This window comes from Streptomyces sp. NBC_00631 (genome assembly GCF_045206895.1).
Lineage (GTDB): Bacteria > Actinomycetota > Actinomycetes > Streptomycetales > Streptomycetaceae > Streptomyces.
This window is the reverse complement of sequence record NZ_CP107734.1, coordinates 1,810,557-1,823,431: the sequence shown is the minus strand read 5'-3', so window position 1 is coordinate 1,823,431 and position 12,875 is coordinate 1,810,557. Positions and strand designations below refer to the sequence as shown.

Genomic DNA, 12,875 nt, shown 5'->3' with positions numbered 1-12,875 from the left:
ACCTGCCGGAGACAGATCCATGGCCGTCCCGATCAGGAAGCAGGAAGCGGATGAAGAACCCCTTGCGCGACCGGGGCGGTGCAGCGTGGCCTGGGGCGGAGCCCGCACGTCCGTCGCCGAGGCGCGATGCGCGGTACGCGCCTTTCTGGCCCGTCAGGGACACCGTCCCGAGGACCGGACGAGCCAGGACGCCCAGCTCGTGGTCAGTGAACTCGTCACCAACGCGGTCCGGCACGCGCCAGGCCCGGGGGAGCTGGTCCTGGAACTGGAGCCCGGAGCGGGGCGCCTGCTGATCGCCGTCCGCGACTGTTCCCCGGCCCCGCCCGCCCTGCGCCAGGACGACCCGGCCCGGGTGGGCGGCCACGGGCTGCGTCTGGTCCGGCGGCTGTGCAGCCAGGTATGGACCGTTCCCGCACCACCGGGAAAAAGGGTCGTGGCCGTCCTGGATCTGCGTGGCCACGGATAGCGTCACGGCCATGGCGAAGGCACGGCACGGCTCCGCGAACACCGGCTCACCGTTGGATCGGGGAGGTGCTGCCGGACCCTCGATGTCCAGTGGCGCGCTCACGGTGCCGCCGGCTTGGCCACGCCGACCATCGCGTCCCTGGTGATCAGTGAGGCGCTCGGTGCCGGGTGGGCGCTCGGGCAGTACGAGCCAGCCCACCTCGCTGGTGGAGTCCCGGACGATGATCTGCACGTCGTCGTCGAGCGTGAGCCCCATCCCGGCCGGCACCGCACGCGGCTCCCCGACCACGCGCGCGGTGGGCGGGGTCCTTGTACCAGCTCGGCGGCAGGCCGGGGACCGGCCAGGGGCAGCACGGGCACAGCGTGCACACCACGACGTTGTGGACGGTCGGGGGGTTCTCGACCACGGCGATGTGCTCGCCCTGCTGTCCACGTGTTTCGCCGTGGAGGTCGCGGGCGCGGGCCGCGGGAGCCCGTCTGCCGGCGAGCGCTTGCACAGGGGCCGGCGACCACGTCTGGGACGTGTCGGGCCGCCCCGTGCTACGGCGTGGTGGGCAGGTGCGGGGAGCGGAGTACCAGCAGGGTGATCTCGCTGGGGGCGAAGACGCGGAACGGCGGGCCCCAGAAGCCGGTGCCGCGGCTGGTGTAGAGGAGGGTGCGGGCGCCGTGGTGGCTGAGGCCGGCGAGGACGGGCTGGTCGATGCGGACCAGGTGGTGGAAGGGCCAGATCTGGCCGCCGTGGGTGTGGCCGGAGAGCTGGAGGTCGACACCGGCGGCTGCCGCCCGGTCGATGAACTTGGGCTGGTGTGCCAGGAGCAGGACGGGAAGGTCGGGGTCGGCGCCGTTCAGGGCTCCGGCGAGATGGGCGCGGTGCCCTGCCAGGCCGGAGGACTCGGCGGTGACGTCGTCCACGCCTGCCACCACGAGGGTGTCGCCGCCGCGTTCGAGCAGCAGGTGGCGGTTGCGCAGCGGCTCCCAGCCCAGCTCGTCCATCAGGTCGACCCAGCCCTGGGCCTCGCTGTAGTACTCGTGGTTGCCGGTGACGTATACCCGGCCCCAGGTGGCTCGCACGGTACTGAGGGGGACGGCCTGGGCGCGGCGGCGTTCGGCCGTGCCGTCCGCGATGTCGCCGGTGTGGCAGACCAGGTCGGCTTCCAGGGTGTTCACCGTTTCGCATACCCGTGCCGACCAGCGGGCGCGATCGAGCGGGCCGTAGTGGGTGTCGGTGATGAGGGCGACCCGGACACCGTCCAACCCGGCGCCCAGCCGTGGGAGTTGAACGTCGAGCCGGCGCACCCGTGGCACGCGGCGGGCCTCGGTGTATCCCCAGGCGAGCAGCCCGGCGGTTACGCCGAGGACGGCCCAGGTGACGATTCGGGCCCGGTCCTGACTTGCGCCGACGCCGGCCACAGTCAGGGCGAGCCGCAGGAGGACACCGAGCAGAACGGACCAGGTGAACAGCACCCAGCTGGTGCCCAGCAGGGTGTCACCCACGATCGCCGCCCGGTCCTGCTGGCGCCGGCCGTGACCGCGCACCATCGCGAGGGGCATACCGATGAGACCGAGGGTGAACAGCGCGGTGCCGATCAGCGTGACGGTCAGCGGCCAGTGCTGGCCGCTGTACAGGAGCACCCAGCAGGGCACGGCCCACAGCAGCACGGGGGCGATCAGGGGGATGTAGCGCATCAGGCGATGCAGTCGGCTCGGCCGCGGCGCCTGTGCTTCACCTTCGGCGGGCCGGGTGTTGCTGGTGTCGGTCACGGTTTCCCTCGCTAACCAGGCTGCCCTTTCGCGCACTGTATCCGGTCGCCCCCGGGCCGTCCGGACCGGCGGTCACGGGGGCGGCCTCCTCGGGGTGATGCAGTGGCGAGGGCCCTGCTCCGCAGTTCACCGTTCAGGCCACAAGCCGGCCGACGTCATGGCCTGATATGCGAATCGACGACAAAGGGTGTGATCGCCCGCGTGCACGTCCATGGGAAGGGAGACGACCACTTGCCCCCAGGGGTCCGGCCCGTGAGAGCGGCGCCGTTCTCGTCGGCAGGCAGACGCAGGTCGAGTGTCTGTCCGCGGTCGTACAGGATCTGACCGAAGGCCGGGGAGCGGTCCTGGAGGTCCCTGGGGAGCCGGGGATCGGCAAGACCGCCCTGCTCGGCCTGCTCGCCGAGCGGGCGGCGGGGGCAGGGGCACTGGTGGCGCGAGCCCATGCGGTGCGCGGTACGCCACAACTCGGCCAGGTCATCGGAGAGGCGCTGGATGCCCTGGAGACGGGGGATTCCCCGATCACCCGGGAGCTCGGCGTCGGGGCGGGCGCCGAGGGGCGGAGCTCTTCCGCACCGGTCGTCACCGGTCGCCGGCCGTGCGGGCCGTCGGCGTGCGCCCGGAGGGGGGCGTGGAGCCGACCGGTGTCGGTGGAGGCCGTTACCGTACCGGTCATGTCTGATGCTCTTCAGGATCACGGCCCGCGAGAACTCACTCTGGTGTGGGAGAGACCGGCGGGCCGGGTGCGGCCTTCGGCGACGTTGCGCGCGTTCGGGGACGGTCTGGGTGTGGCGGTCGCGGTGCCCGTCGGGGACGGCCGTGTCCTGCTCGCCGCGTCGGGCGACGACGAAGAGGACGACGTGGTGCGGCTGTGGGACCCGGTGACCGGCGAGCAGGTGGGCGGCCCCCTGCGGGAGAACTCGAAACAGGGCGGGCTCGTCGTGGCGATGGCGGCCCTGCCCCTCGTCGGCGGTCACACCAGGCTCGCCACGGCGCACTACGACGAGGTCGACGACGGGCACGTGGTGTACCTGTGGGACACGGTCACCGGCGAGCAGGTCGGCGGTCCGCTGCCGGGCCCGGGAAGCGCAGCGGATCTGGTCGCCGTATCCACGCCGGACGGGCGGAGCCTGCTGGCCGTCACCCCCTACGACGAGGAAGAGGTATGGCTGTGGGACGCGGCCACGGCCGCGCGGGCCGCCGGTCCGCTGAGTGCCCCCGCCGGTGTGGACGGCCCGAGCGCGATGACGGCGGTGACGCTCGCCGACGGCCGCACGCTGCTGGCGACCGCCCATGGTCACGAGGAAGGCGCCGTGCTGTGCCTGTGGGACCCGGTGACGGGCGAGTCGGTGCAGACGCTGCTCTGCCCGCACGAGGACGAGGGCTGGCCGAGCGGACTTGCGGCGGTGCGGCTGCCCGACGGAGGCAGCCTGCTGGCCTTGTCCGTCAATGACGACGACCACGAGACGGTGCGGCTGTGGGACGTCGCGACCGGTGCTCCGGCGGGCGGGCCGTTCACCGGCCGCGGGTTGCGTCCCATCCCGATGGCCGACGGGACGACGCTGCTGTCGATCGGGTCGGGACTGTGGGATCCGGCATCCGGGCGCCGCATCGGTGACCTGGGGACGAACCGTGTACCCGCCGCGGCCGCGGCGGTTCCGTTGCCGGGTGGTCCCACCTTGCTCGCCGGCGAAGTGCCCGGTGGTGCGGTCTGGTTGTGGGATCCCACCACAGTGGAGACGCCGGCCGAGCAGCCGGAAGCCGGCTGGGACGGCCTGGTGACACTTCCGATCGTCCCCGGCGGGCGGACACTGCTGGCCACCCGCAGCGACACCGCTGTCTGGCTGTGGGACCTGCGCACCGGCGAAGCCGCCGGGCAGCTCCACACCGGCGACACGGACGTCCTCACGGCGATGGGGGCCGCGGCCCTGCCGGACGGGCGCACCGTGCTCGTCACCGGCCACAGAAGCGGCGCCCTGCGGTCATGGGACGTGGCGACGGGCGGGCCGGTCGGTTCCCTGCCGCCCGGTCGCGCCGGCGAGATCCGCACCATGGTGCCGATCGCGTCGCCCGACGGGCGGATACTCATGGCCACCGGTAGTCACTCGGGCATCATCCGTCTCCGCGACCCCGAGACCTGCGAAACCGCGAGTGATGTCTTCAACCGGCCCGACCGGATACCGCTGGCACTGGCCCGCGTTCCGATGCCGGACGGACGCAGTCTGCTGGCAAGCAGCGAAGCCACCCCGGCCCGGGGCGGCAGCAGGGCGGTCCGGCTGTGGGACCCGGCCACGGGGCTACCGGTCGGCGCCCCCTTCGAACACCACAGGTACGTGACGCACCTCGTGGCGCTGGCCTTGCCGGACGACCGGACACTCCTGGCGGTTCGGGACTTCGACGACTCGATCCGCGTCTGGGACACCGACAGCCGTGAGCTCGTGGGCGAACTCACCGGCGGCCCGATGGCCGCGGTCGCCCCGGCCGGCGGGCACGGCCTGCTGGCCGTCTCCAGGCGGGGGGCGATCGAGCTGTGGGATCCCCTGACCTGCCGATGGGTGGGCTCCCGTGTGGTGGAGCGACCGATCACGGCCCTGGCAGGTGTCGGCTCGAACCTGGTCGTCGGATGTGCCGACGGCCTCGGCCTCCTCGCCCTCCGCGGCTGAGGGGCGTGATGGTGGCGGATCGGCCCGGTGGGGGAGACCGTGGAAGTACGTATCCCACTACCGAAGTTCGCTTTGGTGTGTGCGGCGGCGCGGGTGATGCGGTTACGGTGCCGGACATGTCTGGTGATCTCCGAAGCGATGGTCCGGCGGCCCGTGAAGTTGCGGGAGCGGGTGGGCGGTTGACCGATCCGGGGTGGCTGGTGAACGGCGACCCGGAGCAGGTCCTGACGGCGTTGGACGGCGCTGCCGGGCGCGAGGAGTTGCTGGCGGCTGCCGTGTACCGGGCGTCAGGGCATGTGCACCGTGACGCCGGTGCGGGCGTGCGGCGGCAGGTACTGGCGCTGGACGCCGCCCGGTACGGAGCCCGGGACCTGGCGAGAGACCTCGCCGACGTGGCGGCCGGTCAGGAGACCGACGGCCCCTGGGCCGTGCAGTGGGCGACCGGTACCGGCCTGGACTCCCGGCTGCGGTATGCGTTGCCCGCGCCGGCCGAGGTGGGTGTGGTGGCGACCGTGGTCGCACGGGGCCGTGGACTCGCTGTCGCCGGTTGCCGGGACGGCACGCTGCACTGGTGGGATCTGGTGACGGGCGGGAAGCTCGGCGAGGTGGTGGCCGGGCAAACCGGCGCGGTGAGTGCTCTGGCGACGGCGGTGCTGGACGGCCGTCCCGTCGCTGTGACCGGCGGCTCCGACGGGACGGTCCGGGTGTGGGACCTCGCCGCGGGAGAACTGGCCGGCGAGATCCGCCCGGAATACGATTCCTGGGTCAGCTCGCTCGCCACCGCGTCGGTCGAGGGCCGGCCGGTCGTGGTCGGCGGCAGCACCGACGGGATGGTGCGGGTGTGGGACCTTGCCACCCTCGCCCGGAGCGGTGAGCTCCTGACCGTTCACACCGGCATCGTGAGTGCTCTGGCGACGGCGGTGCTGGACGGCCGTCCCGTCGCTGTCACCGGCCATTCCCACGCAGCCGTCCGGGCGTGGGATCTGATCACGGGACAGGAGGTCGGCGCCCGCAGCGCCGAAGCCGAGGAGTCCGGCATGGTCACGGACCCGGCCGACGACCACCCGACGACCTCCGGTGGTGACGGTGACGGGGAGGGACGCGTCTGCATCACCCTGGAGGTCAACGCCATGACGCACGTCGTGGCGACGGACCCGACGGCCGAGTGCCCGACGGTCCTGAGCGCCGACGCCTATGACGTGCGCGTCCGGAACCTGGGCACGGGCGAGCAGGTCGGTGAGCCCGTGCCGGTGGGGTTCGTGGAGACGGCGGCCGTCCGGATGCTCCACGGCCGCCCCGCCGCCGTCCTCGGACACGGCGGCGGCCACGGGGCGGTCGGGGTGTGGGACCTGTCCGCCCTCAGGCCTCTGTGCCCACCGCTGATCGGCCATGAGACGAGCGTGCGAGGAGCGGCGACAGCGGCGGTGAAGGAGCGTCACTTCGCCGTCACCGGTGGCGACGACAGATCGGTTCGGATCTGGGACCTCGACGGCGAAAGGGAGCCGGACAGCCGGCCGACCGGACATGCAGGGCCCGTGCAGGAGTTCACCACGGCCGTCGTGGACGGCCGTTCTGTCATCGTCACCTGCGGCTCGGACGGAAAGGTGCGGATCTGGGACCTCGACAGCGGGGGACAGCTCGGTGAGCCGCTGACAGGCCCCACCGGCGCCGTGGACGCGTTGACGGTGGGCCTGGTGGAGGGACGACCCACTCTCATCGTGCGTGACCGGAACAAGGCGGTGCTGATCTGGGACCTGACCACCCGGGAACAGCTGCCCGGACGGTCGACGTCGGAGTACACCAGCTCGTTCATCGAGTTCTTCGCGGTGCTGGAGGGCCGCTTCGTCGCGGTGACCTCGGAAGGGCGCGTGTGGGACCTGACCGCGAGGAAATGGATCGGGGTGCAGCCGCAGCAAGAGGGCGGCCGGGCCTGGGCCATGGCCCTGGCAGAGCTCGAAGGCCGCCATGTCATCCTCACCGGCCGGGGGGAGGAAAAGGTCCGCCTGTGGGACATGGCCACCGGCGAACCGATGGGGCCGCCCATGGCAGGCCCCGCCGGCGAAGCGAAGGCAGCGGCGGCGGGGATGCTGGACGGCCGCATGGTCGTCGCCGCCGGGGGCGGCGACAGGACCGTGCGTATATGGGACGCGACCACCGGGCAGCAGATCGGCGCGTACGCCTTTCCTGCCAATATCAGGCGGCTGGCAGTAGCGCCGGACGGCCGGCTGGTGGTCGGTTTCGGCACGGACATCGCGGTCCTGGCCCATCCTTGCAGCAACAGATCGGTGTGAGGCCTCAGGCACCCGGCGACGGCTGACCGGACGTGCGAGTCGATGTAGTCTCCGGCCCAACGCCCCTGACCTGCACAGACAGGCAGGGGCAGACGAACCGGGAGTTCCCTCATCGCCGCGGGTCGACGGTCCGTGCCGCGGCGGCAGCGGGCGCCCGGCCGGGAAGCGCAGATGCGCGCAAGTCCTCGATCAGCCGCAGCGCCCGCAACTCGCCGTAGCGGGCGATGAGCTCGTCCGCGCAGGCCTCCGCATCGTCCTTCGGGAGACAGCCGAGGGAGCGGGCAGGCTCCCCAGACCGCCAGGCACAGGTGTTGGCCGCGATGCCGGTCACCGTGGCGTTAACCCACTGCGGCGCCCGCAGCAGCGCGTCGGACGCCTGGACGGCGTCGCCGAGACGGGGCCATGTGGCCAGGTACTTGACCTGGGCTGCTCGATCGAGCCGACGTCCGGTCCGCAGACAGGCGACTTCGAGGCCGTATCCGATCACCCCGCGCACCAAGGGCCAGATCCTCGGGCGCACGACGGGGATCCGCCACCTGGTGCACTCGGACGACAACGGTCGTGAGTCGCTTGTCTTCTCCGGCCCCGACGCCTGCATCGTGCCCATCGAGCACCCGGCTTCCGTCTGAGGCCTGTCCACTTCGGTTCAACGCAGGTCGCGCCGGATCGCATCGGCGATGACCTCTCCTATGAGAACGGCGGTGGCGGCCGGGCCGCGCTGCGGTGCGTCGGGAAGGATCGAGGTGTCGGCGACTCGCAGGCCCTTGACGCCGTGTACGCGGCCGTACTGGTCGACGACGGCTTCGGGGTTGTCCTCCGGTCCCATCGGCGCCGTGCCGCAGGTGTGCTGGGCGGTTCCCAGGTTCTCGCCGATCCATCGGTCCAACTTGTCGTCGCGCTCCAGGATTGCACTGCCGGGACCGCGCAGGCCGGGGCCTCGGTCAGTGAACGCGGGCGCCTCCAGCAGCACGGCGGCGGCACGCACGACTTCTCGCATAAGCCGACGGTCCTCGGCGGATCCCAGGTAGCCGTAGGCGATGTCGGGAGCGGTGAGCGGATCGGCGGTCCGCAGCCGTAGCCGGCCGGTCGGACGCGGTGCGAGTGACGAGGCCAAGAACGGCAGCGCGGCACCGTCCGACGCCGTCGTGCCCGACGTGAGTGAGGCCAGGGGAATGAGGGACTGCAGGATCTCAAGCTCGCCCGGCCCGGATCGCGCGTCGCGGGCGCGAAGGTGCAGGCAGCCGCCGAGCCAGGATTCCCGAGGCTCACCCCATTCAGCCCGGCCGCCGCACTCCAGTGCGATCTGGGGATGGTCGCTGAACCGCGTACCGAGACCTGCGGCATGCCGGATCACGGGGATGCCCACCCGCTCCAGATCCGCGCGCGGTCCGACGCCTGAGAGCAGCAGCAGGTGTGCCGTGCCCAGCGCGCCCGCGCTGACGACGACGCTGCCCGCGTCGAGTGTCAGGAGCCTGTCGCCGTGTTCGACGAGCACGCCGGTCGCCCGCCCTCGCGCGAACAGGACGCGTCGGACGGCGCAGTCACCCAGCACCCTGAGATTCGGGCGGGCCCGGACCTCGGCGCCGAGGTAGGTCAACGCCGTGTTCTGGCGAACACCGTGGACGACATTGGAGGGCACGGGTCCGAAACCGGGCTCTGCCTGGTCGTTCTTGTCGGGGTCGTCCAGGTGGTTGAGGCTCCTCGCCGCGTCGGCGAAGGCGACGGCCGCGGGGTGGTCCAGGGCTTTGCGGCGGACGGGCACCGGTCCGGAGCCTCCGTGCACGTCGCTCGCCCCGAAATCCAGGTCGCATTCGAGATCCCGTAGGAAGGGCAGGACGCGCTCGTACGTCCACGCGGGATTGCCCGCGTCCGCCCAGCGGCTGAAGTCCTCCCGCCGGGCCCGGATGAAATAGCCGCCGTTCACAGTCGTCGATCCGCCGAGCACCCGCCCGCGGGGCACCGTCCACGGCCGCTCCGGGGTGAGGCGAACCGGCCATTCGGCGCTCGTCGGCTGCCGCGGTCGCGCCCCGGGCACGAGCCGGGCGTCGAGCAGGTCCGCGCCGAATCCGGCGGCGTCGCGCGGGGCCGGACCGGCCTCAAGCAGTAGCACGCCGCAGTCGGGATCCTGGCTCAACCGAGCAGCCAGCACTGCCCCGGCCGCTCCGCCGCCGACCACGATCACATCGGGTGTTGACACAAGCTGCCCGCCGATCCGTCGCATTCCATTATCACGTCGTCAACGGCCAGTTCGGAGCGCCGGAGTCGGTGCTGGGCAACAGCGCGCCGGCGTCGACCTTCAACTGCTGACGGTCACGTAGCGCGACATGTCCGAGGCGAGGAAGAGAACCGCCTCGGAGATGTCGGACGGCGCGATGGTCGTCACCGGCAGCTTGTGAACCGCACGGACGCCCGGTGCGACATCCTCCCACGCCGGGCTTTCGAGATCCGGTCGGAACAACTGGTACAGCGCGTCGTGGTGGGTCATGGTCGTGTCCACGTTGCCCGGGTGGATCGCGTTGACCCGGATCGACGCCGGTGCCAGCTGCAGGGCGAGATCGTGCACCAACCTCGCGACGTGGCGCTTCGCGTGGGCGTAGCCGGCGCCGCCCGGACCCGCGGTGTCCACGGAACCGGCGAGCAGCGCGGCCATCGAGCCGATGCAGACGATCGACGCACCCGGGCCGAGGTGCGGGTAGGCGGCCTCGACGGTGTTGATCACGCCGACCAGGTTGACGGCGGCGGTGTCGAACCATCCCTTCACCGGCAGGTCGGGGCCCAGCGTCGTGATGCCGGCGTTGGCGATCACGACGTCGAGCCGTCCGAGCTCACTGGCACCGGCGTCGACCGCCTCCGAGAGCTCGCGGCGCTCCCGCACGTCGGCGACGTACGTCACCACGCGCCGGCCGTGCTCCCGGACCAGCCGCGCGGTCTCCTCCAGGCCGTGGACGGGGGTGAGGACCAGGGGGTCGGTGCGCCCGATGGTGTAGCGAGCTACACCATCGGCTCGGGAGCGCGCTCCCTCGTTGCGCCGTGCGGGGGAAGGCAACGTAGACGGCAGAGATTCCGAGAGTGCCGAGCTCCCGTCCCGAAGGAAGCCCCATGAGGTCGAAGTCGCCGCTGGCCCGTGTGAAGTCGTTCATCGCCGATCTGCTGCTCTGGTCGTTCTTCATCGTCGGCCTGGCCGCCGCCACGGGAGCGGCCGGCCTGTTTCTGGACGGTACGGAGAAGAAGATCGCGACGTTCGCGGGTATCGCCGTCTCGCTGGTGACGGGTTCGCGGATCACGAAGAAGCCGAAGATCAAGGCGTTCCTGGCGTCGCGGCCGGTGCTGTGGTTCCTGTTCCTGTTCAACGGCGGTGTGGCCGCGGTCTCGTACTTCACGATGGACGGCGCCAAGGGCATAGCCACCGCCGCCGGTATGGGCCTGGTCTCGCTCGGCGCGCTCGGCGGCCTCATCTCCAACTACCGCCACGGGGCCAAGGCCGCCGCCGAGGCCGCGTACGACGCTCAGTACGAGCAGCCGACATACGGGACCCCTTACCCGCAGCAGTCCATCCACGGCGCTAACCGGCCGACGGACGACTCCCACTGGGCGTGAACCGGTCCTGCGGGTCTACGTCACGATCGAAGTCACCGGTGCCGGGTGATCGACGAGTGCGACCGCCGGGCATCCGAAACCGGCGATGTGCGGCCATGTTGCGCGCCGCCGGATCAGATGGCGGATCTTGTCCGACCTGATGGTCGGGTGGTCGAGCCCTGCTGTGGTGAGCGTCACGACAGTCCTCGGGAGCCGTTGCGTACGCTGATCGCGGCCGTTCGCGAAGACGACCTGTCCTGAAAAACCTGGGGAAAGCTGCCTGGACATGCGACTCGTTGTAGGGTGTGGAAACAGCCCTTGACCTGCAAAAACGCAGGCAGGGAGCCTACCTGTGGGAGTGCTCCGATGTTGCGTACCATGTTCAAGTCCAAGATCCACCGGGCCACCGTCACCCAGGCCGACCTGCACTACGTGGGATCCGTGACCATCGACGCCGACCTGCTCGACGCCGCCGACCTGCTGCCCGGCGAGCTGGTCCACATCGTCGACATCACCAACGGCGCCCGGCTGGAGACGTACGTCATCGAGGGCGAGCGGGGCTCCGGTGTCGTCGGGATCAACGGGGCGGCCGCCCACCTCGTCCACCCCGGCGACCTGGTGATCATCATCAGCTACGCTCAGGTCACCGACGCCGAGGCGCGTACGCTTCGGCCGCGGGTCGTGCACGTCGACCACGGCAACCGGATCGTGGCGCTCGGCGCCGACCCGTCCGAGCCGGTACCGGGCTCGGACCAGGAGCGCAGCCCGCAGGCCGTATCGGCCTGACCGACGGACCAGGAGGGCGACATGAGCGACATCGAGATCCGCGACGACCGGGCGGCCGGCCGTCTGGAGGCGGTAGCCGGCGACGAAGTCGTCGGCCACATCGAGTACTTCGTCCTGGAGTCGCCCTCCCCGGCCCTCGTGCCGGTGCACACCATCGTGGAACCCGAGCACGAGGGAAAGGGCATCGCGGGTTCCCTCGCCCGCGAGCTGTACGCGATCTCCGAGCGTGAGAAGACCCCGGTGGCCCCGCTCTGCCCCTACGTCGTCAGGTGGGCCGAGCGCCACCCCGACGTGGCCCCGGCGCCGGACCCCGAGCTGCTGCGCGCGGCGAAGGAGTGGCTGGTCGCCCACCCCGACCGCTTCTGACCCCGTGCTCGCCCTCCTCCACACCTCCCCCCTCCACGTCCCGGTCTTCGACGCCCTGCGCGACGAACACCACCCGGGCCTGGAGCTGCGCCACTCGGTGGCCCCGGACCTCCTGTCCCGGGCCCGCCGGGAGGGCCCCGAAGCGGTCGCCGCAGACGTGACGGCGGCTTTCCGCCGGGCGGCGGCGGACGGCATACGCGCCGTGCTCTGCACCTGCTCGACGATCGGCGAGGTGGCGGAGCGGGCCGCCGGCGAGGTCGGCGTACCGGTCATCCGCGGCGACCGCCCGATGGCGGCCGCGGCAGTGGCGGCGGGGCCCCGTATCGCCGTCCTGGCGACGGTGGAGAGCACCCTGCCGCCCACCCTGGCCCTGCTCGACGACGAGGCCCGCCGCGTGGGCCGCCCGGTCCGTGCCCGCGCCCAGGTCGTACCGGCCGCCTGGACCCGCTTCGAGGCCGGTGACGTCGAAGGATGCGCCCACCTGGTGGCAGCCGCGGCGGACGCGGTGACCGACGCCGACGTGATCCTCCTGGCCCAGGCCTCCATGACCTCGGCCGCGAGCCTCACGACCACGGCACTCCCGATCCTGTCCAGCCCGCGCCCGGGCCTGGCAGCGGCCGCGGCAGCGGTCCGCACGGGGAGTGCGTGAGCGACGGTCGGGTAGGTGACCCAGTAGACCCCCAGAGGTGACATCGAGCCACTGGCCGGAGGACACCATGACAACCCCCCACCCGGACCCCACCCCTCCCGACCCCTACCCCTCCCCGGTCCCCACCCCCCAACCACCCCCCGCTCCCGAACCAACCCCACCACCCCCGCCCCCCAACCCCACACCCCCCGCCCCGCCAAACCCAGACCCCACCCCCGAACCGGGCCCGCCCCTCACCTGAGCCCCACAAGGCAGCTCAGAGACGCGGCGACCTCCCCGCCGGCCGCCTTCGAGGCGGCACTGGGGCTGCCACTGGCCGTG

The 12,875-nt window shown here is 71.9% G+C and carries 12 protein-coding genes and 2 pseudogenes; 8 read left to right on the top strand and 6 right to left on the bottom strand.

The genetic code is table 11. From position 1 onward, the window contains the following. Positions 1-85: 85 nt before the first annotated feature. Positions 86-466 carry an ATP-binding protein gene (locus OHB00_RS08470; RefSeq protein WP_406432845.1) on the top strand — a complete coding sequence of 127 codons (381 nt, stop codon included), beginning with the start codon at positions 86-88 and terminating at the stop codon, positions 464-466. Between the two features lie 198 nt (positions 467-664). Here the strand turns inward: OHB00_RS08470 and OHB00_RS08465 are convergent. Next, positions 665-872: pseudogene (locus OHB00_RS08465) on the bottom strand (nitrile hydratase subunit alpha); the annotation flags it as partial. A gap of 133 nt (positions 873-1,005) precedes the next feature. Next, positions 1,006-2,226: a metallophosphoesterase gene (locus OHB00_RS08460; protein WP_406432843.1), complete on the bottom strand. Its 1,221-nt coding sequence runs from the start codon at positions 2,224-2,226 to the stop codon at positions 1,006-1,008. A gap of 167 nt (positions 2,227-2,393) precedes the next feature. Between OHB00_RS08460 and OHB00_RS08455 the strand changes: the two are divergent. From OHB00_RS08455 to OHB00_RS08445, 3 genes and pseudogenes are all read left to right on the top strand, one after another. Beyond that, positions 2,394-2,711 (top strand): annotated as a pseudogene (locus OHB00_RS08455) (ATP-binding protein); the annotation flags it as partial. Positions 2,712-2,897: 186 nt separating this feature from the next. Further along, positions 2,898-4,886, top strand: a complete 1,989-nt coding sequence (locus OHB00_RS08450; protein WP_406446372.1) for a WD40 repeat domain-containing protein — start codon at positions 2,898-2,900, stop codon at positions 4,884-4,886. Positions 4,887-5,065: 179 nt separating this feature from the next. Beyond that, entirely contained in the window at positions 5,066-7,177 is a 2,112-nt protein-coding gene (locus OHB00_RS08445) for a WD40 repeat domain-containing protein (RefSeq protein ID WP_406432841.1), read from the top strand. 109 nt (positions 7,178-7,286) lie between these two features. Here the strand turns inward: OHB00_RS08445 and OHB00_RS08440 are convergent, their stop codons facing one another. The 3 genes from OHB00_RS08440 to OHB00_RS08430 form a co-directional block, all read right to left on the bottom strand. Further along, complete coding sequence (locus OHB00_RS08440) at positions 7,287-7,673, bottom strand: hypothetical protein (RefSeq protein WP_406432839.1); 387 nt, start codon at positions 7,671-7,673, stop codon at positions 7,287-7,289. Between the two features lie 150 nt (positions 7,674-7,823). Continuing rightward, the gene (mftG, locus tag OHB00_RS08435) at positions 7,824-9,398 is read right to left on the bottom strand and encodes a mycofactocin system GMC family oxidoreductase MftG (protein WP_406432837.1); all 1,575 of its coding nucleotides are present in this window, start codon (positions 9,396-9,398) and stop codon (positions 7,824-7,826) included. A 75-nt stretch (positions 9,399-9,473) separates the two neighbouring features. Continuing rightward, complete coding sequence (locus OHB00_RS08430; RefSeq protein WP_406432835.1) at positions 9,474-10,223, bottom strand: SDR family oxidoreductase; 750 nt, start codon at positions 10,221-10,223, stop codon at positions 9,474-9,476. Positions 10,224-10,276: 53 nt separating this feature from the next. On the opposite strand from OHB00_RS08430, the gene OHB00_RS08425 reads away from it, so the two are divergent. After that, a complete protein-coding gene (locus OHB00_RS08425; RefSeq protein WP_406432833.1) occupies positions 10,277-10,774 on the top strand; it encodes a hypothetical protein in 498 nt (165 codons plus the stop codon). Positions 10,775-10,789: 15 nt separating this feature from the next. Here the strand turns inward: OHB00_RS08425 and OHB00_RS08420 are convergent, their stop codons facing one another. After that, complete coding sequence (locus OHB00_RS08420; RefSeq protein WP_406432831.1) at positions 10,790-11,041, bottom strand: hypothetical protein; 252 nt, start codon at positions 11,039-11,041, stop codon at positions 10,790-10,792. A gap of 78 nt (positions 11,042-11,119) precedes the next feature. Between OHB00_RS08420 and panD the strand changes: the two genes are divergently transcribed. Genes panD through OHB00_RS08405 form a run of 3 tightly spaced genes read left to right on the top strand, consistent with a single transcriptional unit; the run spans position 11,120 to position 12,554 of the window. Continuing rightward, complete coding sequence (gene panD / locus OHB00_RS08415) at positions 11,120-11,539, top strand: aspartate 1-decarboxylase (protein ID WP_234532103.1); 420 nt, start codon at positions 11,120-11,122, stop codon at positions 11,537-11,539. A 21-nt stretch (positions 11,540-11,560) separates the two neighbouring features. Further along, positions 11,561-11,905 (top strand): GNAT family N-acetyltransferase, encoded by a 345-nt coding sequence (locus OHB00_RS08410; protein WP_406432829.1) that lies wholly within the window; start codon positions 11,561-11,563, stop codon positions 11,903-11,905. 4 nt (positions 11,906-11,909) lie between these two features. Beyond that, the gene (locus OHB00_RS08405; protein ID WP_406432827.1) at positions 11,910-12,554 is read left to right on the top strand and encodes an aspartate/glutamate racemase family protein; all 645 of its coding nucleotides are present in this window, start codon (positions 11,910-11,912) and stop codon (positions 12,552-12,554) included. Positions 12,555-12,875 lie beyond the last annotated feature (321 nt).

Excerpts from the sequence above, each read along its gene's own strand:
- mftG (WP_406432837.1), bottom strand. The coding sequence starts at position 9,398 with ATGCGACGGATCGGCGGGCAGCTTGTGTCAACACCCGATGTGATCGTG.
- OHB00_RS08425 (WP_406432833.1), top strand. The coding sequence starts at position 10,277 with ATGAGGTCGAAGTCGCCGCTGGCCCGTGTGAAGTCGTTCATCGCCGAT.
- OHB00_RS08410 (WP_406432829.1), top strand. The coding sequence starts at position 11,561 with ATGAGCGACATCGAGATCCGCGACGACCGGGCGGCCGGCCGTCTGGAG.
- panD (WP_234532103.1), top strand. The coding sequence starts at position 11,120 with ATGTTGCGTACCATGTTCAAGTCCAAGATCCACCGGGCCACCGTCACC.
- OHB00_RS08420 (WP_406432831.1), bottom strand. The coding sequence starts at position 11,041 with ATGTCCAGGCAGCTTTCCCCAGGTTTTTCAGGACAGGTCGTCTTCGCG.
- OHB00_RS08450 (WP_406446372.1), top strand. The coding sequence starts at position 2,898 with ATGTCTGATGCTCTTCAGGATCACGGCCCGCGAGAACTCACTCTGGTG.